Here is a 26,208-nt window from a genome sequence, read left to right as displayed (position 1 = left end):
CATTATTTTGGGTTATAAACCAAAAGTAGCATAGGTAGCTATCTCAAATTAGTGTAATTCGATCATTATAAAAAAGCTTTCGATGAATGGTATTGATCGAAAGGTGTACCACTCGTCGAAACCCAAAGCTTTATTGTATATTTAATCCAGAGAAAGTTTCTCGTATATTTAAAGGGAAGTTTCCGCATACGGTTATTGAATGGAGAAAAGAATTACAAACAAATATTTAATCAGTGCACTGCTAATTGCAGTTCTATTCCACGGTTCTACTATCTTCTTTACCTTAGAGACTACTTATGATGCTTTAATTCATTTGTTTTTTGCAGATCATTATGCAACTAGCTGGTTCGAACCTTGGAACTATAGTTGGTATACCGGTTTTACTGTTATGGGATATCCTCCATTAGTTCACCAAAGTATTGGTCTATTATCACTCATCGGAGGTCTTAAGTTTGGACTGTTTACAGTTGGTATTATTGCTATCATTCTATTTATAACAGGTGTATATCGGTTTTCACTACTTATGACCGGTAAGAGAAATATTGCCGGTTATGCTGCATTGGTTGCTGTGTTCTCTTCTTCTTTTGTAGAAACCCTACATATATTTGGTCAATTACCTAGTATTATTGGAATTTCGGTTCTAATGCATTCATTGCCAGAAATTTATTTATGGATCAAAACAGGTAACTATAAATACCTCCTAAGAGCTTTTAGCTTATTAGCAGTTACGGTAACTTCTCATCATGTTACTCCTATTTTCGGAATGGTATTTTTTATATTTCCACTCATCGGAATGGTAATCATGGATAGTGCTAGGGACCAAGTGGGTTCTTATAAAGCGATTCGATTTAAAATTTTTTTAAATACATTTTTTAAACTTTTTTGGAGAATTGTAGGTTTTGGTATGGGATCTCTGGTACTGATCATTTCCTGTATTTTACCATATTGGATAAACACTAAAAATAATCCAATTACTCAGGTTCCTATTCCACATGGTTCTAGAGATAATTTTATAGAAATAACTTCTTCTGGACTTGTTTTTTTCTTGATTCCGTGGGGCATACTTTTATTTATTTTTCCTTATCTGTTTTATCGATATTACAGTAAGAGATATTTATTTTTTGGTTTATCTTTTACGTTACTAAGTATATTGGGAACAGGAGGAACAACTCCTGTTCCTAAAGCATTGCTAGGAGATAATGCTTTTAATATTCTAACGCTAGATAGATTTACACTGTGGGCTTCCATTATGTCTTTACCCATGTTTGGAGAGTTTTGTTATCGTTTTATAGAAGGAGATATTAAAGAAACCTTACAGAAAAAATTTGGTAGCGTTTATCATAGAATCTTAGGAGGATCTCTAGCCGGAGCTTATATTTTTGTGTGCATATTTACTATGAGTTTAGGATATTTTAGACCTTCTCAACCTCAGAAAATAAAAATGCTTCCCATTTTAAATTTTCTTAAACAAGATCAGCATGATCACTGGCGTTATCTACCACTTGGTTTTGGAGATCAAATGGCTTGGTTATCTGCTCAAACTAATGCAATGACAGTAGATGGTAATTATCATTCTGCAAGAAGGCTTCCAGAATTAACCTCTAGAGCTGTCGAAAGATTAGAAAACTCAAAGTTTAGAGGTGTAGAAGGAATTGGTTCGTTACAACAGTTTCTTACCGTGCCAGAAAAATACAATTTGAAATATGTGTTTTCTAATGATAAATTTTACGATCCTATTCTATATTTCTGTGGATGGCAGCGGTTAAGACAATTGGAAAATGGTATTATGGTCTGGGAAAAATTAAATGTTCCCCCAATACCTAATATTATTCCCAAAGATGATGTTGCCTTGCCATTAAAACTAATGTGGGGTCTGATCCCAATCATAACTGTTTTACTAGCATTTATTATTAATATTCAGACAATTTGGATCCAAGCTCTTAAAACCCGAGATCAAAACCAGCCTGATTTTTTTAACTACGGAATAAAATACAAAGGCTTCAAAAATTATATGATTCGGTTAGAACATATCTGGACTGTACTACTTTTATGTATAATAAGTTATGGCGGTTATATTTTTTACATCAAAAATGCTACACAAATAAGTCCAGAAAATGTAGTAAAAGCCTATTATGATGCGCTTGATTTCAAAGAATTTAAAAGAGCATATAGTTATATCGATCCCGAAAGTGATAAAGAAGAAGATCAATATATGTTAGAAATCGCTGTAACCGATGGCTTATTAAGTTCATACGCCAAAATGGACGAGATTAATGTCAGTATTCTGGATCAAACTGATAGTACTGCAAAGGCAAAAGCAATTACTTATTGGATTACTCCATTAGAAAGAATAGACAAAGTATTTTACTTAGAGCTAATAAAACATAGAAGAGAATGGTTCATAAAACCACCAAATTATGACCTTGATATTCCTCCAGATCAATTATTCTCGCAAAACAAAACTCAGTTTTATAATCACGGAAGAAGAAGAATATCCTCGGAGCAAACCTTTCATGAAGATGTTTTAAAACAACCTGTTTTAGAGGTTTTGAATGCAAATCTTATCAAAAATGATACTGTTTATACAGTAGTTGGAGAAATACAAAACATTGATAACGTGCCCGCTGATGTTATTATAAAAGCAACACTTTATAATTCCAAAAATCAAGAATTAGCTACATATAATGCAAAAGATCAGATGAAACATAAACTGGTACCCAAAGAAATTACAAGTTTTAGGATTAATTTTGAGGGGATTGCTTGGATGAACAAAGGTGAACAAAAACCTGAAACCTTTAATCCAGATGAATTTACAGCTATAAACCTTACAGATTCTCCAATAACTTTTAATTTACAATGTGCAGGTAATGTTGCTACCACAGATTTATATAAAGGACTTGCTCTTTCTGAAGTTATGGTTGATAAAAATAAAGTACATGGTATTTTATTTAATTCTGGTTTACAAGAAATTACTATACCCCAGTTGATCATATCGTATTATAATGAAAAAAAAGAACTGATTTGGGTAGATCATTCTTATGTTAGAGAAGGAATCAGGCCCCAACGTAAAAGACCCTTTACCTATACATTAAAAGAAATCAGCAATTTAAAATCTATAAGTCAGGATATGGAGAATATCTACATTAACGGATTGCCTAATAAAGATATTAGTCATAAGGTAACTCCAAATAGAAAAAGAAATCAAAAGGATTATTCCTTTATACCAGTAGACGGAGCTGGTTATCATTTTATAAAAATAGAGGTTAACAATTATATTGGAGCTCCTAATTAATGAAATTAAGAACGTATACATATTTATTATTTTTAGTGATACTCATTGTTGGGTTTACCACAAGCAACCCAATTATTAAGAATATCGAAAAAGTTACAGTTGTAGCATTAAATAACACAAATACATATACCGCGGGAGAAGAAATTGTTTTGAAATTTAAAGCAACTGAACCTACTGGTTATTCTCTTATTATAGAAAGCTCTTATGGAGTATCCATTCTTACTCCTAAAGAAAAAGAAAATACATTAGTTTTTAAAATCCCTCATCTTTTATCTAAAAAACGAGGACTAATCAACTACAAAATAATCCACGATCAACAAGTAATTTACTCTGGTAATTTACAGATCAAAGCATCTAAAGTTATTAAAGAACCATTAGAATCATATTTAGGACCGACAAGTATTACAGCAGGAGGAATAGATTATAGTATGTTTACCTTAATACCTTCTGATCAATACGACAATCCAATTCAGGATAGTACGTTAGTCTCAATAAAGCATCAATTTTTAGATCTAGAAAAAGATTCTGAGTTATTTATAAATGATTTCATTGCATGGAAAAACATATATTCTTATCAAAAGTCAGGAAGAATTCTTGTCAGTGCAAACACCGGTAATTTAGCTTCAAAAGAATTTACACTTGATGTTTTTCCTTCTCAAGCTCAAGATTTTAAATTAAAACTTTCAAAAAAACACGAGTACGCTGATGGAAATCAAATTGTGGAATTTTTTACTTCTGAGATCAAAGATGAATATGGAAATACTATAAGTGATGGACGTATTGTAGAATTCAGTATTCTAACCAATCATAATACGTTATTACGAGTTTCTGGAACTACTATTAAAGGTGTTGCAAGAGGATATATGATACATCCTGCAAAAGCATCATTATGGACTGCGCAAGCTTTTATCCCTGAAATGGCAGAAAGTGACAAACTTACTTTAGAATTTAAACCTGCAGTAAAAGACTATACAATCACTTTTACCGAAGACAAAAGAAATATTAAAGTAGGAGCTATCTTAAGCTTTATGAATCAAATTATACCGGATGGCGCCATGATTTCTTTAGATGTATATAGGAATGAAACATTGATAGAAACATTTACTAAGTTTTCTTCTAAAGGATTCGTGGAGTTCCATTTATCGGAGGATTTCTTCCCAAAAGGAGAGTACACTATAGAAATTACAGGTATGGGAATACATAAAAAATACGATCACATAGTATTAGAATGAAGAAACAAAATAAAATGATATACAGGTCTTTCATTATTATTTCATTTATATTCATAAATGGACTTATCCTTTTTGGTATAAGTCAAACATTATCTTTTCTCAATACTGGTGCGGATCGTTCTATGATGCTTCATATTGGTGTAAAAAATAAGCAAGCGTATATACCTAAAGTCAATTGGAAAGACACTATAAATCCCGCAAGACCAATTGAGAAACAAACCATGGTAGATATCCAAAAAGATTATATTAATTCTTGGTATGTTAGAAATGTCGGATATACAACGTATGACTCTTTGGGTATTTTTGATTTTTATACAGAAAGTGCTCGTGAAAATTTGATAAAAGGTATTGAATTTAATATCGAAAATAAGGTAAAAGTAGTTAGTACTACCCTAAATCATAACTTGGCTTTAGATTTTTATAGTGCTGATGGACAATTAGTAGTTTTCGAGGATCAAAACGTAACATCGTACACTCAATTTTTTAAGGAAAACGAATTACAGTTTGCAACCAAAGATACTTCTGATTACAAAATAGCCATGTTGCTAGAAGATGGGTTCTGGAGAGTTCGTCATATAGTTAAACAACCTTTATCAAAACCAGATACTGTACTACAAAAGAAATCTCCATACATCAAAGGCAAAAAAATTATAGTTGATAGTAGTACCTATCAGATAAAAGGAATCAATTATTATCCTCAAAAAAACCCTTGGAATATGTTTGGTGATGATTTTGAAATCGCTACTATTAGAAAGGATCTAGAAATTATTAAAAATGCAGGGCTTAATACTATTAGAATTTTTGTGCCGTATGAAGAGTTTGGTAAAGAGTACGTAAAAGCTGAAAAACTTAAAAAGCTAAAACAAGTATTAGATCTTGCGGAAGATGCTAAACTAAAAGCAGTCGTTACTCTTTTTGATTTTTATGGAAATTATGCTATTGACGATTGGACTTTTACACATAAACATGCAGAACAAATTGTTAATGCAATAAAAGATCACAATGCACTGTTAGTTTGGGATATTAAAAATGAGCCTAATTTAGATTTTGAGAGTCGAAGAAAAGAAACAGTACTCGCTTGGTTAAAAGAAATGACTCATCAAGTACGATCTTTAGATAGTGTCCATCCAATAACGGTTGGTTGGTCATCCATAGAATCCGCCAATTTACTAAGTGATGAATTAGATATTATATCTTTTCATTATTACAGAGATTTAGAAAATTTTTCTGAATCTTTTAATACGATATCTTCCATTAATAAACCTTTAGTATTGCAAGAATTTGGCTTATCTTCTAATAAAGGGTTATGGGCACCGTTTGGGAATTCTGAAAAAGATCAAGCTTCTTATCACGAGAAGTTTCAAAAAATCATACAAAAGAATAAACTCCACTATATGTCTTGGACATTATATGATTTTGATAACATTCCTACCGAAGTAGTTGGTAGATTACCTTGGCGTAAAAATGCTCAGAAACATTTTGGGTTTATTGATTCTGAAGGAAATAAAAAAGATGCTTTTCAATTTATAAGTTATTGAAAAACATCTTTAATTAAAACATATAAACACTTAATTACTAAATATAAGGTTATAATATCTGTACTATTTTAAACAGATACTCCTTGTAACTCTTTTTCATTCTTTTTGCTTTTCCCGCTCTTTATATTCTTAAATGTATCTATGTACATTTTAGTTATCCTACTCATAGGGAATGCTGTTGCTGCTTTATAATTTGCTTTTGCTAATTGATTTCTATACGTTGTATCCACTACTATTTTTTCTATTGCGGTAGCTAGACTATCGGTACTTTTAGGGTCAAAAAACTCTCCTCTATACCCTTCTTCTTTTACTAATATACTAAGGTCTCCTAAATCAGGCATTACTACAGCTTTTCCATAACTTCCTGCTTGATGTAATACACCAGAACTTCCTGTAGTAGATGTATAAGGAAATACGACCATTGCACTCTCTCCAAAAATTACTGGAACATCTTCCTCTTCTACATATCCAGTAAAGGTTACTTGCGGCACATCATCATATTGGTTTTTTACCTGTTCTAAATATCCAGGAGTATTTGGGTTATCGGTACCAGCAATAACAACTTCGAGATCAGCACCAGTAGTAGCTCTTACTTTTTTTACCGCATCAATTAATATTTCTACTTTTTTATAAGTTCCAAATTTTCCAAATGTCATCACCTTAAGTGGGCCTTCTGGTAAATCATAAGAAGGTTCTTCCGGAATCTCAAAAGTACCGTGAGGAATAAGCACTACATTTTTGGCATTGTATTTCTTTTCAAGAATATCGACGTATTTGCTAATAGTCACCGCTACTCGATCAGAAGCTAATACAAACCTTGTTAGTATCGTCCCGATCCAATTAAATACGGTTTTTAATACAATATTATTTGTAAAACCAGCTTTACCTAAATCCACTTGTTCCATAATATTATGAAGTAAAACAACGGTTGGAATCTTTTTTATTTTGCACAAAAATGGCAACAATAAACCCAAAGCAGCTGCAATTTTCTTATCTCCAAACTTCATAAATTGAAGATTAAAAAGAATCGCATCTGGTTTTGTTTGCTTAACGGCTTTCATAACCGATATTATATTTTTATAACTATTAAATTTCCAGCAAGACTTTACAATCACTTTACAACCTGCTTCTTCGAACTCTATGTTAGCTTCTGATTCTGTAATATCAGTTAACAACACTAATTCTGTTATCTCTTCTTGTTGTCTAAAATGTTTTACCAAATGAAAAGCATATTCATTTAATGTTACTTTACTCGGTGGATAAGCAGTTACAATTGCTAATTTCATGATTGTAGATTTATATTAAACTTGGGTTCTAAATTGATACCACAAAGATGTATTTTATCTCTTTAGAACTGCATTTGTTTTCGTTGGGATGCAATTTTGTGTCGACGAATGTAAAATATACTAATTTAGTTTGAATTTTCCCCATATTTATAAAAGAAATACGCTAGCTGAATAACTAATAAAACAGCCATTGCAATTATTTGTACCAATACTACTTCTAACAAAGAGCTATGAAAAAATATGATCAATAAAATTTGTGAAATTCCTAATAACCCAGAAACTACTACTGGTATATATTGATCTAGTGACAAGAAATAATATGCAAATATGTTAGACACTGCGAACAATGCTGTGGCAATTGCATATTTCCAAAGTAATGGAGCCATGGATAAATAAGCGTCACCAAATAAAACGTGAATTGCAAATTCTGGAAAAAGATAACAACCTAAAACAACAACAGAAGCCAATCCTACTACATATCCTACATATTTAACTAGAATTGGAGCTGTAGCTTCTCCTAATTTTTTCTTTTCTATTACGGCTGGTAATAGAAGCATTACGAACATCCAAGTTACAAAATACACCACTCTTCCTATAAGTGCAAGAGAAGCATATAATCCAGCATCATATTCTGTAAAATAGTGCTTAACTAATAAGATGTCACTATTATTAATTATTATTTGGGTTAACTCATAAAAAGCTGTAAGTACGAAAAACTTACTAATCTGACTCGTTTGTTCTTTACTTAACACATTTGTCGCACGCAGCGAAAAGTTCTCTTTCTTAAAAGGTAATAGACCAAAAAAGAATGAAATCACAATACCTGTTACTACTAAAATCGAAGAGCTTACTTGAGAAATCGTAAAAATCAACAACAATGTAATAATCAAACGACTAAACATCTCCCCTTGATATGTCCAAGCTAATTTCTCGAACCTTTTTGTACCTTGAAAAAAACCTCTGTTTACGCTCATTATAAAATAGATCGGTACTCCTAATCCAAAAAGGGTAAACATTAATGAAGAATTGGTATTAAAAAGTTCTTGCAACTGTTTAGCAAAAACAATCATCGCTGCACCTATTACGATACCAGTAATACCTGCATATTTATATGCTAAAGAAATAAAACTCTTAAAAGTAGTATTCTCAAATAAAACAGAAAACTTTGCTGTGGCTAATTGAAATGTCATTGCTACGAAAGACAACACCAACAAAAATGTTATCAATAATGCGGCATCTGCAAACATTTCTGGACCTAAAATCCTCCCTAACAATAAGTTATACAGATAATTTCCTGCATTAACTACAATAACGCTAAGCATAAATTTTTGTTCCGATGTGAGTTTTGGAATGAATGTGCTAGTAATCATTTCTATATATATGTGTAAGTTTATTTCTTTTTAAAAATTTAAAAACTTTTTTGTTACTTATCCCTAGGATAAATAATACTTTACTTCTTCTTTGAGCTTTAGTATATATTTTTTTCAAAACAGGTAAAGCTTTTTCATCGATCTTCTTTACTTTATTAAGACACATTACTACCTCTTCATAATGATCTAATAAGTAATTAAAATGTTCTTTCACTTTATGTACATTTTGAGATGTAAAATCTCCTACTACCTCTATTCTTCCATTGACATTATTTATTTCTAATTCCATGATCTTTAATTTTGGGGTTATTTTTTAAACAAAATCTTTTCTAATCATATAATTAACTTTACCAAAGGCTTTAGTAATCATATGGTTTTCGGATCCGATCATATAGAAAATCTTATTTTTCTTGATTGCTCTTCTATATAAGTTAGTCAATACCTGAATTCCGTGGGCATCAATTCTCTTAACTTTTTCTAGAGATAAAATCATCTTTTCGGAAGAAATCATTAATTGTTCAAAATGATGTTTTAGTGACATTGCATTTGTTCCTTCAACATTTCCTTCTAATTCAAAAATTCCGTAGTTATTAGTAATTTTAAGGGCCATATTATTTTATTTTGGGTTATACTACAAAGATGGGCATACTTATTAGTTGTAAACTCGAACTTTAGATGGAATGCGAGTTCCTATAGATGAATGGTAAAAAAACCGGAGATCAAGTATAAACAACTATTAATCAAGCTTATGTAAATTTAGACATATTAACTATTTGAACATTACTGTAAAACCGTACTCTAATTAAGGTTGATGTTAAAATCCGTGTATTACAACGCATCTTCTTGTATTTTGTCGATTATTTTAACTTTTAATTAACTTTTTTAGCAAGAAAAAACTTCAATTTCCTCACTTTTTTAACATTTAAAAAGGGTTAATCTTAATCTAAAAAGGGAAAATTCCGCAATAAAAGTAGAAAATTCCCTCAAAAAAGTACTCATAAGTTTTTCAATATTAAGACAAAGACATACCTTATCTACCTAAAACTTTATGTAAAGATTTTACCAATAAAAAAAGCATTCTGAAAAGATATTCTTACCTTGTTAACAATGAAAACTTGTCTATGAACAAAGTATTATTTTTAATGTTCTTTCTTTGTATTAGCCATATCTCTATAGGACAGGATATGAAAGAAGGATTTAACCATCTCGAGAATGGTAACTACAAAGAAGCTAAAGTTTTTTTTAAAAATGTTCTTCAAGAGTATCCAGATAACCGAACAGCCAAATTATGTTATGGTAGAGCAATAGGTCTTCTTGGTGAATCCGAAAAAGCAGTAGCTATTTTTAAGGAGTTGAAAGCAAAATATCCTGATGATTTTGAAATAAAACTGAATTACGCCGAATCCCTGTTATGGAATAAAGATTTTATAAAGGCTGAAACTTATTATCAAGGGATTGTACAAGAAAAACCAGATAGTTTTGCTGCTGTACTTGGATATGCAAATACACTTTCTAATTTAAAAAAATATCCTCTTGCCTTAGAAACAGTAAATAAAGCTTTAGATCTACAACCTGGTAATGGGAATGCCCTTATTTCTAGAAAATATGTGCGTTTGGGATATGCTTTTACTTTATCCCAAGACAAACAATATGAAAAAGCTTTAACTCTTTTAGATCAGAACTTACAAGATTTCCCTGATGACAAAGACACTTTATTAAATAAAGCTAACATATACCTGGTAATCAATCAATATACTGATGCAGAAGAAATGTACTATAAAACAGCAAAAAGCCCAAAAGACAGTATCATCTCTTTACAAGGTTTATCATTAGTAGCGCATAAAATGCATAAAGAAAAAAAGGCGCTTGATTTAGCTACAGAATCTTTAACAAAAGCTAAAAAACTAGCCTCAGATAAAGAACTGCTACTAAGCTCTTATGAACGGTATATACAGGCTCTTTTTTGGAATAGAAAATTTAAAGATGCTAAAGCTTCTATAGATGTACTTAAAAATGAATATCCTAGTAACTCCAAATTGTCAAGTTTACAAGCAACTTACGGTATGTATACCAGTGATTTTAAGATGAGTCTCGATCAGTATAATACCATTTTAGATGCTGACAAAAGTTCGTTTGATGGTAATCTCGGTATTGCTAACGCATACAGAGCTTCTGGATTAGATATGAAAGCTTATGAATTCGCTTTTAAAACACTTTCTTTTTACCCAAAACAACCAGATGCTGAAAAATTAATTTCTGACTTAAAAATTTCTCATACTCCATTTATTGAAAACAAAACGGCATACACTTTTGACAATGGTAATAATGAGGCAATCAACACCAATTTTAACGCCGAAATTCCTTTATCTACTAAGTTAAAAGTAAAAAGTAGTTATTCATTTAGATCTACCGAAAATACAGAAACAAATGTAAAAGCTGAATCTCACGAAGCTGCTATAGGGCTAGATTATGAATTTACTGGTAAGATTGGTATTAAAACTAATCTAGGATTTAATAGTGCTAATGCTATAACTAATAGTTATACCGGAATCATTGGTGAAGTTATTTTAAGTACAAAACCCTTTAAACTTCAGAGTTTAGATATTGGTTATAAAAGAGAACTTCAAAATTTTAACGCAGATCTTATCGATAGAGAAATAATTATGAATAATTATTCTCTTAACTATAACTTAGGAACTAATATTAATTTAGGATGGTATACGCAAGCTATATATACCTCGCAATCTGATGACAATAGTAGAAACTTATTATTTACTTCATTATATTACAATGTATTGAATCGACCTACGCTTAAAGTTGGTCTAAACTATCAATATATTTCTTTTAAGGATCAGGTTCCTACTATTTATTTCAGTCCTTCGTCATTTAATTTAGTAGAATTTTTTGCTGAAATACAAAACGATCAGAATAATGATTGGTTTTATCGTTTTAGCAGCGCAGTAGGTCGCCAATATGTAGAAGATGATCCAGCGTCTACTACTTTTAGAGCAGAAGGGAAAATTGGACATAATTTTTCAAAGAGATTTATTGCTAACATTTATGGTAAGTACAGTAATATAGCATCTGCTACTGCAGCTGGTTTCGAGTTCACAGAAATTGGTTTTAAACTAAAATGGTACTTCTTAGAGAAACCTCTTTTTAATAAAAAGATCGAAAAACTAAATCTACAGACGGATACATCAAATGAAAAATAGCGAGAATAAATTAATTTATTCTCGCTATTAGACCCCAAAACTCAACCTAAATCTATCGTTATTCTTTCATAAAACTACCTTGATATTTTCTCTTGTTAGCATCTGAAACTACATATTTATATATTCCAGTATGTAAATCTTGAGCATCAAACTTAGCTTCATTGTTCGATATCATTTGTAATTCTTCATTTCTTACAATTCTTCCTAACATATCAACAACAGTAATCGTTATAGTTCCTTGTAACGTCTCAGGCACTCTTATAAAAGTGGTTGCCTGAAATGGATTTGGATAATTCATTACATTTTCCACTTTTTCCTGAATCTCATACTCTTCTGTGCTCAATACTGTATTGTTGGCGAAAACTAATTCAGAAATCTCCATATCAAAGGATGAAAAATTTTGATAATCTCCTTGGATAGAGAACACAACACTTCTTACATCTGTTACATCAACTGATATCCCAGCTGCATTTTTAAAATCTGTAAAAGCTATGTTATACAATGTGTTATCAAAATTAGCTTCTATTGTAAATCTTAATCTATCATTCCAATCAGTAAGGTCTTTTGTTACCAAAATAACTTCAATATTGTTGGTCGTATTCATCTCGAACTGTAATGCGTCATAGTTTTCTACATTTAGTGTAAGATCACCTGCCAAAACATTTCTGAAAATATTCATAGTTTCTTTCACCTCTCCTCTTACGGCAACACCTCTTTCTATTGTGTAGCTCTCATCAGAAGTCGTTTCGGTTTGTTCTAAGACTTCAAAACTTTCTAGAACTACCGCTTCTTCACTATAATCAACTCCCCAAGGACCATCTGCTAGGTATAATGCATCTATTTGAGTAGACTCCTGTCCATTGATAGAAAATCCAATATCGAATAAGAATCCAGTAGCTACTTTAATCTGCTCTCTATATGCTCCTGATAAAGAAACTGTTTGTCTTAATGCTACTTCAGAAGACAACTCAGTTCGTCTAATGTTTCCATCAAAATTCATTGAAGATGCTCCAGATTTGTTTACAATATCTAATACTAATTCTCCATTATCATATCTTCCTTTTTCTACAAAAATGGTTGGTATTCTATTAGATACTTCATGACTCCTCATTGGTTTATCTGCAATAAAAGTGTCTAAAATATGATTTGCAATATTTGCAACTTGTGATACAGAACCACCCCAAACTTGGAAGTTTGTATAATCGCCTTCTGGATAGCTATCAATATTCCATAGACTATAGATTTCATTTTCTGATACTCCTTCTTTAATGGAGAACGTTAATGCATATTCGATCTCACCAGTAGCTCTTTCTATACGAGTACTAATAATCGTATGATTTCTAATTTCTACCGTTCTTAAATCTAACAGTTTAGATCCGTTAAGACGATCACATATAGTCTTAGAATGGTCATAAATATTTCCTGTAGTTGTAGTTGCTAATCCTGCAGCTACTCTTTCTTCGTTTTGATAATAGTCTACAGAGAATACTGAATTGGCATTCGTTATTCCAAGCAAATCTTCTGGACTAGATACATAAGTAGATTCTGATCCTGCTACGCCTGTAGTTGGGAAATAAAGACTTAAATCTTCATTGTTTCTTGACTTATATGATATAACACCTGGTTGAAATTTTTTCTGTAATTTTTTAGTATTAAAAATTAAATTTGACTTAGTTCTATTAAAATTACGCTTCGCTATAAGACTTGCTAGATCTCCATTACTTTCTAGTCCTCCGTCATTAGCCGAAGTTACATCTGTAGCACTATTTATGTCTGCATAATTATCTGTTTTAATAGCTGTTATTGGACTTGCAGTAATATAGAATAACGCATCATTAAAATCCTGATCACAAGAAGCGTAATCTCTTCTGATATCTTCAAATCCTAAAATTATTCTTTCAGAATCTGGATCATTAAGTAATACATTATGGTATCTTAAAGTTTCATCACTTTCTGGATTATAATCTGGATTAGAATATAATTGCCAGTTACCTGTATCAACACATCCATCTTTCCATGCATCTGCTAACAATACCCATCCTATACCTGTATTAGGAGGAAAGCTACCTATATTTACTTTATCACCTACTTCTAAATCTCCACCGCTTCCTACTGCAGAAACGTTAGGAAAAATAATAGTGATATCTTCTGGCTGTGGAATTGTTTCGTAAGGATTGTCTGCATCATATGTGTAAAAACCTAACGTATTTTTATAACCTGCACCTTCTCCAACAAACGTGATCCAAATTTCTGCATTTTCTTGTAAAACTACATCTGTATCGTATCCAGATGAAATATAGTGCGGATTAAAATCAGGCACTGGATATCCTTCTGGCAATGCATTATTAATCATATCAACGGTTTCTTGACTTACTACATCCTGACCGTCAAGATATAATGGCTTTCCGTTCGAATCAAAATCTCCTAAATAATTATATCTATCACAGATTGCCGGTATTGGAAAACTTGCAGGAGTCTGACCTCCATTTTCTGAATCAAAACCAGTTTTTCTTTGATCGTAGTGATCATCTAAACCATCATTATCAGCATCAATTCCTGATGGGTACGTCTCTACAGTTCCATCTCCATCACTATCATATGCTTCTGTATTATCAGAAATACCATCATTATCAGAATCTACATCTAAATGATTGTAATCGTTATCTCCATCTGTATCAACATCTCCATTCGTCGATCCTCCAAAATCAGGATCAAAATTATCATCTAATCCATCTCTATCTTCATCTGTATTAGAAAGTCCTAAGAATGTAGTTGAATCTTGCCCTTCGATTAAATCAATAATCCCGTCATTGTCAGAATCAATATCATAACAGTCAAACACTTGATCATTATCCGTATCTAATGGAATGAAATCTGTACCCAACTGATCTGTATCGAATGCGTCAGCAATCCCATCATTATCTGTATCTTGATATCCAACATCTTGATTGTTACAAACCCCGTCATTGTTAGTATCGTTACTTCCGCCTCCAGCTTCTACAATATCATAAATCCCATCATTATCAGAATCAATATCTAAGAAATCTGGATTTCCATCACCATCTCTATCAAAAGCATCTTGTACTACATTATCTCCGTTACCACTTATATCGTTATCTAAATAATTAAACATCCCGTCATCATCGATATCTCCATATGGATCCATACCATTACACTCTATTATATTAGACAAACCATCTCCATCTACATCCGCATCCATAGAGTCTAGGATTCCATCAGCATCTTTATCTAAAGGAGAAATACCACTGGCACACTTAAATCCGTCATTAGAATTGGTAGTTTCTGTTAAGTTTAACAGTGTAGCTGTAGGATTTGCTCCTTCATAATCATTAATTAAATATAAACCTCCATTATTATCAGAAACATATAACCTATTATCTGTATCTGCATACGCCGCTCCAAATGTACTAGATGGAAGGTTTGCTACAGATTTACTTGAAAACACTGGAGTTCCAGAAGATAAGTCCCATTTAAACAACTTCCCTCTACTTCCTCCATAAAATGCACCATTTACATATACAATATCAGCACAAGTACTTGGTGCCGTTGCGTCTGCTTCCACAATTTCGAATTGTGGAGAAGAGCTTCCGTTATAATCTTTTAAATTGGTTATCTTATGAAAAGTTCTTTTATTATTATTTTGAAACACCCATAAATTCCCGTCAGGATCTACATCTGCTGCATACCCTCCACCAAATACTGTGGTACCGTTTGGTGCTACCGCACCTAAATCTACAATCATGTCTTTTGCAATACGTAACAAGTGATTATCACCCCTTTTTATTGCGTATAAGAAATTATCAACGGCATTATATCCTCCAGCATTATATGAGCTGTAAGAATGTAAAGCTTCAGAATATGATCCAGTAATTGGATCATATGCTTTCATTGATCCCGAAATTACTTGGTAAAAAGTTCCATCATTACAATCAAATTCCTGCTGAGCAGAAATTGACAAAGTTATTATTGCGGTTAAAAAAGTAAAAATTCGTTTCATAATAATATAGATTTTCAGTTCTTGGATTACTCCAAAATTAATCTATATACACCATCGCGACCTTTGTTATTCGTTTAACGGTCTGTAACTGTAGATCAATGGTTTTAAACGTGTGGTAAGTATCTACAAAAGGTTTAGTCTTCTCATTAATTCTGGACGATTTGATCGACTAACGGGAATAACATCTTTAGCTATTAAAACACTATTATCCTCTATATCAATGATTTTTTTTGTATTAATTATATAGGACCTATGAACTTTTAAGAAAAGATCATCCGGTAATTTTTCTTCGATCTTTTTTAAGGTAGAGTGTACCGTGTAATTCTGCTTTTCTGTTTTGATCAGAATATAATCTCCTTTTGCTTCAACTATTAAAATTGTTGGGATATCAATCTTTATCAATCTTCTATCAATATTTACATAGAGGTCATTTTCTCCAGAAGATATTCCTGACGGTTCTTTATTATCTTTTGCAGCTACAGAATCAGATTTTACATCTGGAGCACTTTCTACTTTCTGAATAGCTTTAATAAAACGTGGTAATGTTATTGGCTTCACCAGATAATCCACAATACACTCATATTCAAATGCTTCTAAAGCAAATTTCTCGTCCGAAGTCGTTAACACTATTTTTGGCGGATTCTTTAATGTCTGTATGAAATCAAAGCCTGTGAAATCAGGCATATGGATATCTAAAAATATTAAATCAATCGAATTACTATTTAAAAACTTGATGGCCTGAATTGCATTTGGAAATTCTTCAATCACATTTAATTGATCTACCTGAGAACAAAGTTGTTGAATAATTAATCTTGCAGTTTCTTCATCATCAATAATAATACAATTCATAAGCGTAATGTTTTTATATAATCTTCAAAAAATCTTCAATACTCTCTAAAATTAGCATAAATTTTGGATATAATGAGATATCATCTTTTTTTAAACCTTCTTCGAAGTCAACAGTAACTTTATACTCTGCCTCGAATCCAAACATGCCAATTTTGTGCTTAAGCTTGTGAACATCTTTTGCAGTTTCAATATAAGCTTTTGCATTATAATTTTTTAAAAATTCTTTTTTTTCTTCTGGAAATTCTTTTTTTATTATTCCAATTACCTTTTGTTCAAATTCTTCAGAACCTGCGGCAAGGTCTTTAATATATTTTAAGTTTGGGGTTTCTACCATGTTTTACTCTTTTTGTAAGGTGATGAAAAATGTAGTACCAACACCAACCTCTGATTCTAACTGCATATCACCTTTATAGTAATCTACAATTTTCTTCACAATCGGTAATCCAATACCAATACATTCTTTTTTAGAATCTATACTTTCAAATAGTTGAAAAATTCTTTCACGATATTTCTCAGGGATTCCCTTTCCATTATCCTTTATACTACAATTTAAATATGATTCTTCTTCCTTAATTTTAATATAAACTTCTCCTTTTTCTTTATCTATACTATTTACAGCATTATCAATCAAATGATAAAAAAGGTTTTGAAATAATGTAGGATACATAAATAATTGAGACACATTACTCTCAATATGAAATTGTACCGTATCGGGCACCACCAATGATTCTATCACTTCTTGTAAAAATGATTCTACATTAATTTCTTTATCATTTTCTTCGAACTTATCAATTGTCGAGTATGTATGTAAACCTTTAATAAGGTTATCCATTTTTTCTATGTTATACTCGATATTCTCTAAATTTTGCACCACATCATCTTGTAAACTCTCGCCAAGTTCTTTTGTCCATGCAATTAAAGTTACAATATTCCTTAACGGTGATTTTAAATCGTGTGAAATTGCCTGTGTAAACTCTCTAAGCTCCTTGTTTTGTGCGGTTAATATTCTCAACAAACTATCCTGTTTAGCAAATGATTCACAGGCTTTTAGAGAGATAGAAAACTTATCTATTATAGGAGATAACTGATTAATTTCTACTTCACTAAACGGAGTTCCTTTGTGATTAATAAGTATTAGACCTTTATCATTCTTAAGGTTAAAAAACAGCCATGATCCTCCAGTTGTAATAGATGAAACTATTTTATTCTCTACAAACTTACCTGCCTTTATAGTTTCACCTTTAAAACAATCATCTAAAAATTCACTATGTTCCATCATGCTGTCATCAACCAATCCAACTGGATATGAATAAGATCTTATATACTCATCTTCTTCTTTTGAAATTATACAGCATCCGCTCAGGTTTTTACGAGCAAGTAATAATTTTAAAAAATTGTCACAGTTTTTATCAAAATCTAAGGTCTTACCTATGGACATAGAAAACTCATAAAGCTGTAAAATATCTGCAATATGTTTGTTAATATTTACACTCATTTTCTACTAAATAATCCGATCACTATTGTCTTATTAAAAAGCTCTAGATACCCATTAAAAGAAGATATCTCTCCTAATGTTAAAGCTCCTCCAATAAACATTTGGTCATTTTCCTTTTTCAATAGATTTACTACTTTATCTAACTCTTTCTGAAAAGAATCTTCTAAAAATAATGTTCTGGATATACAATCAATTATGACACCTGACGTAGGGTTTTCAGAATTTTCTATAGCCAATCGAGCTGCTCTATCTGCGGATTCGATTAAATTTTCTTCATTACCTTTTAACACATCTAATACTGTATTGTTAAATACTTCACCAACACATATTAACTCGCCTTTATCATTAGTAGCAATTGGATCTCTTACCACACATTCCGAATTATCTTTTACAATTCCAAATGGATATGATTTTGCGATATCAAAAAAATTATCCTCGTTAATTTCTTTCCCGCAGTCAGATTCTATGATTTCCTTGTAAACCTCAAAAGCATTTCTCCAGTTAAGTTCTTGAATAATATTTTCATCTGTTTTAGTGGCTATAATTGGTCCTTCAATTTTTTTCCATCCGTGTTGTACACCTATACTTCCCGATGTTTCGTAAATAATCGTAATAGCGGCATTCATAAAAAAGCCTTCATTACTAAACACACATGGTTTTTGCTCTAGTGTAAGACTTCCTGCACCTCCTCCTAAATACAAACAATTAGTCCCAAATACCCTATATAATTCTGATAGGTAATTAGAAATATTACCTGTTAATCCATCTACCATAGTAAGAGCACAATAGTCTTTTTCTTTGTCTAAATGGACAGAAGGAATTGTAAAATCTTTTTCTTTTAAATTTTGAGTAACAAAAAGGGTCACTACTCGGTCAACAAAATTGACAACGATACCTTCATCATAGATCCCATTTTGATAAATAATTTTCGGAAATATTCCTCCTATAAACTGAACTTCCAATTTATTTAATTCATCAATTAACTGAGGTATATCCAGTGTTGCTTTTTCTGGTACCGTTAAAATTACTCTTCTTCCTGCTGCTTTTTCCCTTATTAAAGCTGCTACATCATGGGGATCTGTAGAACTTATAAACATATTTTTTTTATTTTTTTATCGTAAAGAAAAAGGTAGTTCCTTTTCCGACGACAGATTCCAACCAAATTTTTCCTTCATAGTAGTCTATGATTTTTTTTACTATAGATAATCCAATACCAGTTGACTCTTTTGTAGAATCAATACTTTGAAATATTTTGAAAATCTTTTCGTGATACTTCTCCGGTATTCCTTTCCCGTTATCTTTTATGTAAAATTCCCAATACTCTTCTTCTTCTTTTGATCCAATATAAATGTATCCTTCTTCTTTATCCATTCCTTTGACTGCATTACTAATCAAATTTTGAAACAATTGTTTGATCCTATGCGGATCTTTCTTTATTGTCGGAAGCTTATTATCTATACTAAATTCTATAAAATCTGGCGCATGTAATGATTCTATTGTATGATATATCAATACATTTAAATCTACCTCATTTACAATTTTATCTTTTTTATCGATCAAAGAATATTCCAAAATTCCTCCAATCATGCTATCCATTTTTTCAATATTTTGTTCTATATGCCCAAAATGACTTAAAACAGTTCCGCTCAACTCATCCGCATCTTCCTTTATCCAAGTTATTAATGCACTTACATTTCGTAATGGAGATTTTAAATCATGAGAAACGACTTGTGCGTAACTCGTTAATTCTTCATTACTCTTTTCTAAGTCCTTCAATATTTTAGCTCTCTGTTTTTCAAAATCAGAGATTTTAGCCGCCTGCTCTTCAATCAACGTAGCTAATTCAATACCTGTAAGGTCTTCAATATTAGTTGCTACTTCTGTGTCTTTTTTATTATCGATCGATCGAAGTGTTTTTATAGCATCATTTAGTCGTTCTATAACTAATCGTTGTTGTTTCGCTTCTTCTGTTAGTTGCTTATTAGCATCAAATAATTCTTGCGAACTTATTGACATAGCTCTTTGTAACATCGTAAACTGCTCTTCATAGGTGTTATACGAACCATCGATTGCAGCCAAAAGCTCCTGGATTTCAGGATGATTTTTTAAATCATCAGATAATTTTTTTCTTATCTGCCTTTTCAATAATGAATTCATTCTCTATTCACTCAATAAGGTTAAAGTCATCGTTTGATTATGAAGCTCACATCTAGTACTATTACTAAATGGTGCTAACTCTCCATAAGAATAAAAACCAGTTATTACAGCATCTTCTCCTACTTCTTCTATTACCTCTTCAATTTCTTCTTCTACTCTTTGATCCATTACTAATTTTCTTCCAATACAGCTTACTAACAATGCTAATTGCGGATCCTTGTCTCTGGATTCCATAGCTATTTCTGCAGCTTTAGAAGCTCCATCAGCAATCTTATCAATATTGGCCATCATTAATTGCACAACTGAGCCTTCTGGCACATCCCCTGCTAGAATCATCGCATTCTTTTCTTCATCAATAGAAAGAATTGTTCTTACTATCGCTTCTTTTCTTCCTTCTGTTTTTACACTTAAAGGATATAAAAGTGCCGATTGCGGTAATTCTGATGCTTTATCTCCTAAATATTTCTTATACAAATCTAGCGCTGGTTGATTATCTAGTTCAAATAACACATTGTTATCTGATTTTGTGATTACACGTTCTGGTCCAAAAGGAGTCCATCCTCCATATTGAGCACTTGTAATCTGTAAACTATCTCCATAAAACCCTACTGCTACAATTTCTCCTTCTTTTGGGTTTTCATTATATCCTACTAATGTTTTTTCGAACCTAGCATCATCTCCACATAATCCTCCCGTACAAGGTATATCTTTGTGTATCGCTTCTATTCCATCTATTAAAGCAGAGCCGTTAACATAACTTCCTTCACTAACAATAAAAATGTGTTTCAGATTCTCTGAAGATAATTGATCTGCCAATTTTTTTCCAGCTTCAAAAGCATCCTTCTGAGTATCCAAAATGTTTTGATGACCTAATTTAAATGTACTATTTTCGAACTCGATAGCTGTTAAAGAAATCGTATCTTCCGTAACATTTGCTCCCAGAATTTCTCCTGCAGAAGAACCTATTATCACTTCACTTTCATTAAACAAAGCTTTTATCTCATCTAAGATGGGCTCTCTTTCTATAATAAATCGATTTCCAAATACTAATACCAATGGATTTTTAAGCTTTTCATCAAATGTTTTAGTTGGTATCCAATTACCATTTTTATTTCTTTGGTACTGTTGAATTTTCATAAAGAAGGTTTTTTAAGAGTGAATAAAAAAGTGGTGCCTTTGTTTTCTTCTGACGATACATCGACTTCTCCGCCATACATATTAACTATCTTTTTTACAATAGATAGTCCAATTCCGGTAGACTTAGATTTATCTTGTGCCGTCTGAAAAATCTCAAAGATTTTGCGGTGGTATGCTTCAGGAATTCCTGGACCATTATCGGCGAGAGTAATCTCCCAAAAATCACCGATATCATTACATTTAATGTCCAAAAATCCTTTTTCTTTATCATTATATTTTATTGCATTACTGATGATGTTTTGAAATAATTGTTGAAATCTAAATCGATCACCTATCATCATCGGAAGCGTATCATGAATATTAATACTAAATGTTTCTGGGACGTAAATCATTTCTAATATATCCGATACTACTTTATCCAAACTGACTTCTTTTCCCGTTTTTTCATTTCTATCAATACTCGAATAACTTAGAATTCCGTCGATCATATGATCCATCTTTTCTATTTTATTGAGTAAAGAATTAAAAGAGGTTACAGCATTCTCATCTAACTTATCCTCATAATCTTCTTTTAACCAATTAATAAGGGCGTTCATACTTCGCAAAGGCGATTTTAGATCATGTGATACTACGTGAGCAAAATCATTTAATTCTTTATTACTCTGCTCTAAATTCTTTAGTAATTCTTCTTTTAATTTTTCGGCTTCTATCTGATCGGTAATATCCCGTACAATGCCTTGCGCAGCAATTGCAACATTATCTTTATCTTTAATAACACTTCCATTAATATGGACTGTTCTAACACCATTACTCTTAGTAACTGTTCTAGCAACGTAATCTGTAAAAGATCCTTCTGTGACTAATTTTTGGAAGGATTCCATAGCATAGTTAAAGTCATCTTTATAAATAAGGGACATTACATTAAGATTTTCTTTACTGACATCATAACCAAATAGCTCCTTTGCTGCATCATTCATCTCTATAACATCACCATTCACTTTCATTAGAACATAAGCGTCTACGAGATTATCGGACATCCCTTTGAGCTCAGAATTTTTTTTAGCCAGAACACCTTTTAATTGTTCATTTACCTGTTTTAATTCTTGAGCAACCTCATATAATTCTCTTGATTTGTCTTCTAGAATTCCCTCTGCTTGTTTACGAGCTGCTTTTTCCCTAGCAAGTGCTCTTTGTAGTATCTCAGGATTAATTTCACCCATTTTTCATTTGAATCATAAATTTAACTTCAGTTCCATCATCTTTTAATTTATCATAAGATATAACAGCCCTTTTGTTAAAATGCTCAAACGTTTTGTTCATTAAACCCAATCCAAAGCTATACATAGCTCTACTTGATTTATAGATCATGGATAAAGTATCAGGTGTTCTTTCTAATACTTGAAAGGTAGGAAGCTCTGCGCTAGGATAAATTTTTCTTACTTCTACGTGAATATGATTTTCTATAGACTCTAACATGTCTAACGGGTTCTCATAGCGCTCTATCAATTGTGGATAATTTGAAGCTAATACACTAAAAAAGTGTTCTGCATAGGTGAGTAGTAAATCATCTGTTTTAATGTCTGTATTTTTACTTAGATTCGTAATAAGACTTAACATTTCTGAAAATTCATACGTTCCTATTGCCGTATAAATTCCATTAGATGGTAAATTAGATTCCTCGATAATTCGATCCACCATTTCTAGACCAAACTTATCCTCGACAAGTTGTAAAAACTCAGTAAAAACAATTCCTTTCATAATATAGTATTAAATTGGTATGTTAAGTTACGAGTTTTCTGGTAGTTCAGACAGAAATTAACTCATTTTTTCCCCAATATTCTATCAAATATTTTATTTTTTCCACATAATCTTCATACTTCAATGGTTTTACTAGATACCCCGCAATCCCTTCTTCATAGCATCTTTTCAGATCTTGGTGATTGTTAGAAGTACTCAAAATTATGACCGGAACATATTTTAACTTGTCGTTACTTTTTAAACTTTTTAGGAACTCGATACCATTCATTTTAGGCATATTTAGATCCAATAATATAATATCTGGAGTTTTGGTATCGTCTTCAAGAATTTCTATGGCTTCTTCGCCGTTTGTAGCTTCTTGTAGTTTACACGTATAATTGTTCTTCTGTAGAACTCTTGTAAACTTCATTCTTTCTATCTCGTCATCTTCGATTAATAGGATTTTTAAATTTTTCATTTTAGGTATAGGTTTTACACTTACAGAATAGCTCTTATACTGTAAAATTCAATAATTTTAGGGACGTAATCTTGTAGTCATCGTTGGAATCATTTAAACTATCGACGAGTGGTAGTTTACTGTAGACGAATGGAAAATAGACCTACTATTGTTCTATATTAACCGCTTCGAAGGAAATCAAAGTTTGATCCTCAAATCTTGGGTGTAGTTCTATTGGGTTGCAGCACACCTCGCAATCTTCCACATATACCTGATAAGAAACAGAGGGATCTAATAGCATAGATACCTGTTCCCAACAATATGGGCATTGAAAAAAGTGTTCGAACATATGATTATTTATTTCAGTTTCGAGACCTTATAGTATTTGTCCATTTAAAAACAAACTGGGTTAAAGTTATTCTAAAAATCAATATTTAATAACTGTCCTGTAAGTTGTAATAACTGCAACTCTGCTAATTTAGCATCATACTTAGCTAATGTCTTATTAGTTTGAGCTTGTATTAGGTTAATTTGAGCTTGTCTAAATTCGATAGAAGTAATCTGTCCCAAATTGAACCTTTCTTTAGAACGCTCAAAATTGTTTTCATTGGTAGCTACATTTTGCTGTTGTATTTCATATACTTTAAGACGATTATCATAATTTCCTAAGGCATTTGCAATATCTCTTTTGACTTGTTGCTCCACTTGAATTTTTGCCAATTCCTGTGAGTCTAATGCAATTTTAGCATTTTTAACTCTGGTTATAGTACCACCACCGTCAAAAAGATTCCAGCTTAAACTAAGTCCTCCTGCTAAAGTATACGTATCGGCGACATTACCTGGAAAAAAAGCAGATGGAGGATTCCTATTTTCATTCCATCCATAAGAACCAGTAAGACCAATCGTTGGTAAATATCCAGATTTACTAACCTTTATATCATAATCACTAATTCTAATATTACTTTCATTCTGTAACAAGGTTACATTATTATCAACTGATTTTTCTAAATAACTATCAATTTCTAACCTTGAAATAAATTTTACTATAGTGTCTACCGTAAATTGTTTCTCTAATTCATTATCTACAATCACATTCAGGTCTCGCTTGGTATTAGCAAGTTGTTGTCTTGTATTCAATAAATTGATACTATCATTTGCCACATCAACTTCTGCATTTAGTACATTTAGCTTAGTATTTTGACCATACTCAAACTGATAAGTAGACCTAGTCACTCGTTCTTTAGAAATTCGAAGGGTTTCTTCCAGAACTTGTTCATTTTCTGTAAGTCTTGCTATTTCATAATATACAGAAAACAATTGCAGCATAGTATTCTCTATGGTTTCTCTAGCCTGTAATTCTGTTAGATTATACTGCTCTTTTAATCTTTTATAATTATAATACCTGCCTAAACCATCAAACAATGTATAATTAAAATTAAGTGAAGCATTATATCGTTGCGTTTCGGCCCCATCAATTTCAATATCTTCTCTAGGTAATCCTGTATCTGGATTAATAGCTCCAGGAAATGATGTTTTAGAAGTTGTTTCTTGGTAATTTGCTCCTGCATTGGCTGCTAACGTCGGTAAATAACCAGAATTTAGTAGCCCTTTATTATTTTTTGCTACATCTATATTGTTAGTTGCTATCAGAATGCCATAATTATTCTCTAATGTTAATCGAATAGCTTCTTGTTTTGTTAATTTTTGGGCAAAAACACTACCACTAACCAAAAACAAAAACAAGATTAATTTTACTATATACTTATGCTTGTAATTCATGTTGCTCCTCATGTTCCTCTTTTTGCTCTTTTATAGCACGTTCTACTTCTTCTTTTGTTATTTTATTTCCTGTAACTAACCACTTAGTTCCTACTTTCAACGTATTACTAAATGATAGAAACAATGGTAACACTAATAATGTAAGTACTGTAGCAAAACCGATTCCATAAGCTATCGAAATTGCCATAGGAATAAGGAATTTTGCCTGACGACTTTCTTCAAAAATTAATGGTGCTAATCCTGCAATTGTAGTTAAAGAAGTCAAGAAAATCGCTCGGAAACGAGATTTTCCAGCTTCATAAATTGCACTATCAAAAGTCATTCCTGCTCTAAGATTGCTATTAAATTTCCCTATAAGTACTAATCCATCATTAACCATAATACCTATCAAGGCAATAATTCCTAAAAGGGATAATATATTTATAGGAAATCCATGTATCCAATGACCGAAAGCTACAGCCGGAAGACTCAATGGAATAAGTAACAGTAGTAACAATGGCTGACTATAACTTCTAAAAGTGAACGCAATGGTAATGTATATTAATGCCAATGCAGTAAGACCAACAGGTCCTAAAGAACCAAGAAATTTTCCTGCTTCTCTATTTTGCCCTTCGTATGAAGGAGTAACCGTAGGATATTTTGCTAT

The 26,208-nt window shown here is 31.7% G+C and carries 21 protein-coding genes; 4 read left to right on the top strand and 17 right to left on the bottom strand.

The window, feature by feature from the left end; translation table 11 throughout:
- The first annotated feature begins 199 nt into the window (after positions 1–199).
- From NMK29_RS00105 to NMK29_RS00095, 3 genes are read left to right on the top strand one after another with little or no spacing between them, the layout of a single operon-like run.
- On the top strand, positions 200–3,292 hold the full coding sequence (locus NMK29_RS00105) for a hypothetical protein (protein ID WP_108805087.1): 3,093 nt from the start codon (positions 200–202) through the stop codon (positions 3,290–3,292).
- Positions 3,292–4,524 (top strand): hypothetical protein, encoded by a 1,233-nt coding sequence (locus tag NMK29_RS00100; protein ID WP_108805086.1) that lies wholly within the window; start codon positions 3,292–3,294, stop codon positions 4,522–4,524. The genes NMK29_RS00105 and NMK29_RS00100 overlap by 1 nt, the downstream gene beginning before the upstream one ends.
- Positions 4,521–6,062: a glycoside hydrolase family 2 TIM barrel-domain containing protein gene (locus NMK29_RS00095; RefSeq protein WP_108805085.1), complete on the top strand. Its 1,542-nt coding sequence runs from the start codon at positions 4,521–4,523 to the stop codon at positions 6,060–6,062. The genes NMK29_RS00100 and NMK29_RS00095 overlap by 4 nt, the downstream gene beginning before the upstream one ends.
- A gap of 68 nt (positions 6,063–6,130) precedes the next feature.
- On the opposite strand, the gene NMK29_RS00090 is transcribed toward NMK29_RS00095, so the two are convergent.
- The 4 genes from NMK29_RS00090 to NMK29_RS00075 form a co-directional block, all read right to left on the bottom strand.
- On the bottom strand, positions 6,131–7,348 hold the full coding sequence (locus tag NMK29_RS00090; RefSeq protein WP_108805084.1) for a glycosyltransferase: 1,218 nt from the start codon (positions 7,346–7,348) through the stop codon (positions 6,131–6,133).
- A gap of 125 nt (positions 7,349–7,473) precedes the next feature.
- On the bottom strand, positions 7,474–8,718 hold the full coding sequence (locus tag NMK29_RS00085) for a sugar isomerase (protein ID WP_234424327.1): 1,245 nt from the start codon (positions 8,716–8,718) through the stop codon (positions 7,474–7,476).
- Positions 8,708–9,007 (bottom strand): STAS domain-containing protein, encoded by a 300-nt coding sequence (locus tag NMK29_RS00080; RefSeq protein ID WP_108805083.1) that lies wholly within the window; start codon positions 9,005–9,007, stop codon positions 8,708–8,710. The genes NMK29_RS00085 and NMK29_RS00080 overlap by 11 nt, the downstream gene beginning before the upstream one ends.
- Before the next feature lie 24 nt (positions 9,008–9,031).
- Positions 9,032–9,328, bottom strand: coding sequence for an STAS domain-containing protein (locus NMK29_RS00075; RefSeq protein ID WP_108805082.1), 297 nt, complete (start codon positions 9,326–9,328; stop codon positions 9,032–9,034).
- A gap of 511 nt (positions 9,329–9,839) precedes the next feature.
- On the opposite strand from NMK29_RS00075, the gene NMK29_RS00070 reads away from it, so the two are divergent.
- Positions 9,840–11,933, top strand: a complete 2,094-nt coding sequence (locus NMK29_RS00070) for a lipopolysaccharide assembly protein LapB (RefSeq protein ID WP_234424326.1) — start codon at positions 9,840–9,842, stop codon at positions 11,931–11,933.
- A gap of 58 nt (positions 11,934–11,991) precedes the next feature.
- Here the strand turns inward: NMK29_RS00070 and NMK29_RS00065 are convergent, their stop codons facing one another.
- The 13 genes from NMK29_RS00065 to NMK29_RS00005 form a co-directional block, all read right to left on the bottom strand.
- Positions 11,992–15,951 carry a DUF4114 domain-containing protein gene (locus tag NMK29_RS00065; RefSeq protein WP_108805080.1) on the bottom strand — a complete coding sequence of 1,320 codons (3,960 nt, stop codon included), beginning with the start codon at positions 15,949–15,951 and terminating at the stop codon, positions 11,992–11,994.
- Positions 15,952–16,074: 123 nt separating this feature from the next.
- The gene (locus NMK29_RS00060; RefSeq protein ID WP_108805079.1) at positions 16,075–16,800 is read right to left on the bottom strand and encodes a LytTR family DNA-binding domain-containing protein; all 726 of its coding nucleotides are present in this window, start codon (positions 16,798–16,800) and stop codon (positions 16,075–16,077) included.
- Between the two features lie 13 nt (positions 16,801–16,813).
- Entirely contained in the window at positions 16,814–17,134 is a 321-nt protein-coding gene (locus NMK29_RS00055) for an Hpt domain-containing protein (RefSeq protein ID WP_108805078.1), read from the bottom strand.
- Between the two features lie 3 nt (positions 17,135–17,137).
- Positions 17,138–18,295 (bottom strand): ATP-binding protein, encoded by a 1,158-nt coding sequence (locus tag NMK29_RS00050; RefSeq protein ID WP_108805077.1) that lies wholly within the window; start codon positions 18,293–18,295, stop codon positions 17,138–17,140.
- Positions 18,292–19,392, bottom strand: a complete 1,101-nt coding sequence (locus NMK29_RS00045; protein WP_108805076.1) for an FIST signal transduction protein — start codon at positions 19,390–19,392, stop codon at positions 18,292–18,294. Before NMK29_RS00045 ends, NMK29_RS00050 begins: the two co-directional genes overlap by 4 nt.
- A gap of 7 nt (positions 19,393–19,399) precedes the next feature.
- Positions 19,400–20,452, bottom strand: a complete 1,053-nt coding sequence (locus NMK29_RS00040) for an ATP-binding protein (RefSeq protein ID WP_108805075.1) — start codon at positions 20,450–20,452, stop codon at positions 19,400–19,402.
- Between the two features lie 3 nt (positions 20,453–20,455).
- Positions 20,456–21,589, bottom strand: a complete 1,134-nt coding sequence (locus NMK29_RS00035) for an FIST signal transduction protein (protein ID WP_108805074.1) — start codon at positions 21,587–21,589, stop codon at positions 20,456–20,458.
- A complete protein-coding gene (locus NMK29_RS00030) occupies positions 21,586–22,809 on the bottom strand; it encodes an ATP-binding protein (RefSeq protein ID WP_108805073.1) in 1,224 nt (407 codons plus the stop codon). The genes NMK29_RS00035 and NMK29_RS00030 overlap by 4 nt, the downstream gene beginning before the upstream one ends.
- The gene (locus tag NMK29_RS00025; RefSeq protein WP_108805072.1) at positions 22,802–23,347 is read right to left on the bottom strand and encodes a heme NO-binding domain-containing protein; all 546 of its coding nucleotides are present in this window, start codon (positions 23,345–23,347) and stop codon (positions 22,802–22,804) included. Before NMK29_RS00025 ends, NMK29_RS00030 begins: the two co-directional genes overlap by 8 nt.
- A gap of 46 nt (positions 23,348–23,393) precedes the next feature.
- Positions 23,394–23,804, bottom strand: a complete 411-nt coding sequence (locus NMK29_RS00020) for a response regulator (RefSeq protein WP_108805071.1) — start codon at positions 23,802–23,804, stop codon at positions 23,394–23,396.
- 145 nt (positions 23,805–23,949) lie between these two features.
- Positions 23,950–24,132, bottom strand: coding sequence for a CPXCG motif-containing cysteine-rich protein (locus tag NMK29_RS00015; protein ID WP_108805070.1), 183 nt, complete (start codon positions 24,130–24,132; stop codon positions 23,950–23,952).
- 71 nt (positions 24,133–24,203) lie between these two features.
- Positions 24,204–25,574, bottom strand: a complete 1,371-nt coding sequence (locus NMK29_RS00010; RefSeq protein ID WP_234424325.1) for a TolC family protein — start codon at positions 25,572–25,574, stop codon at positions 24,204–24,206.
- On the bottom strand, positions 25,546–26,208 hold a 663-nt coding region (locus NMK29_RS00005), incomplete at its 5' end, for an efflux RND transporter permease subunit (RefSeq protein ID WP_254097123.1). The genes NMK29_RS00005 and NMK29_RS00010, both read right to left, overlap by 29 nt.

Source organism: Aquimarina sp. Aq107 (genome assembly GCF_943733665.1).
In the GTDB taxonomy this organism is placed as follows: Bacteria; Bacteroidota; Bacteroidia; order Flavobacteriales; family Flavobacteriaceae; genus Aquimarina.
This window is presented reverse-complemented; position numbering and strand designations above follow the sequence as displayed.

Excerpts from the sequence above, each read along its gene's own strand:
- NMK29_RS00100 (WP_108805086.1), top strand. The coding sequence starts at position 3,292 with ATGAAATTAAGAACGTATACATATTTATTATTTTTAGTGATACTCATT.
- NMK29_RS00015 (WP_108805070.1), bottom strand. The coding sequence starts at position 24,132 with ATGTTCGAACACTTTTTTCAATGCCCATATTGTTGGGAACAGGTATCT.
- NMK29_RS00095 (WP_108805085.1), top strand. The coding sequence starts at position 4,521 with ATGAAGAAACAAAATAAAATGATATACAGGTCTTTCATTATTATTTCA.
- NMK29_RS00080 (WP_108805083.1), bottom strand. The coding sequence starts at position 9,007 with ATGGAATTAGAAATAAATAATGTCAATGGAAGAATAGAGGTAGTAGGA.
- NMK29_RS00090 (WP_108805084.1), bottom strand. The coding sequence starts at position 7,348 with ATGAAATTAGCAATTGTAACTGCTTATCCACCGAGTAAAGTAACATTA.
- NMK29_RS00040 (WP_108805075.1), bottom strand. The coding sequence starts at position 20,452 with ATGAATTCATTATTGAAAAGGCAGATAAGAAAAAAATTATCTGATGAT.
- NMK29_RS00065 (WP_108805080.1), bottom strand. The coding sequence starts at position 15,951 with ATGAAACGAATTTTTACTTTTTTAACCGCAATAATAACTTTGTCAATT.
- NMK29_RS00075 (WP_108805082.1), bottom strand. The coding sequence starts at position 9,328 with ATGGCCCTTAAAATTACTAATAACTACGGAATTTTTGAATTAGAAGGA.
- NMK29_RS00035 (WP_108805074.1), bottom strand. The coding sequence starts at position 21,589 with ATGAAAATTCAACAGTACCAAAGAAATAAAAATGGTAATTGGATACCA.
- NMK29_RS00030 (WP_108805073.1), bottom strand. The coding sequence starts at position 22,809 with ATGGGTGAAATTAATCCTGAGATACTACAAAGAGCACTTGCTAGGGAA.
- NMK29_RS00050 (WP_108805077.1), bottom strand. The coding sequence starts at position 18,295 with ATGAGTGTAAATATTAACAAACATATTGCAGATATTTTACAGCTTTAT.
- NMK29_RS00020 (WP_108805071.1), bottom strand. The coding sequence starts at position 23,804 with ATGAAAAATTTAAAAATCCTATTAATCGAAGATGACGAGATAGAAAGA.
- NMK29_RS00055 (WP_108805078.1), bottom strand. The coding sequence starts at position 17,134 with ATGGTAGAAACCCCAAACTTAAAATATATTAAAGACCTTGCCGCAGGT.
- NMK29_RS00010 (WP_234424325.1), bottom strand. The coding sequence starts at position 25,574 with ATGAGGAGCAACATGAATTACAAGCATAAGTATATAGTAAAATTAATC.
- NMK29_RS00045 (WP_108805076.1), bottom strand. The coding sequence starts at position 19,392 with ATGTTTATAAGTTCTACAGATCCCCATGATGTAGCAGCTTTAATAAGG.
- NMK29_RS00085 (WP_234424327.1), bottom strand. The coding sequence starts at position 8,718 with ATGATTACTAGCACATTCATTCCAAAACTCACATCGGAACAAAAATTT.
- NMK29_RS00025 (WP_108805072.1), bottom strand. The coding sequence starts at position 23,347 with ATGAAAGGAATTGTTTTTACTGAGTTTTTACAACTTGTCGAGGATAAG.
- NMK29_RS00060 (WP_108805079.1), bottom strand. The coding sequence starts at position 16,800 with ATGAATTGTATTATTATTGATGATGAAGAAACTGCAAGATTAATTATT.
- NMK29_RS00105 (WP_108805087.1), top strand. The coding sequence starts at position 200 with ATGGAGAAAAGAATTACAAACAAATATTTAATCAGTGCACTGCTAATT.
- NMK29_RS00070 (WP_234424326.1), top strand. The coding sequence starts at position 9,840 with ATGAACAAAGTATTATTTTTAATGTTCTTTCTTTGTATTAGCCATATC.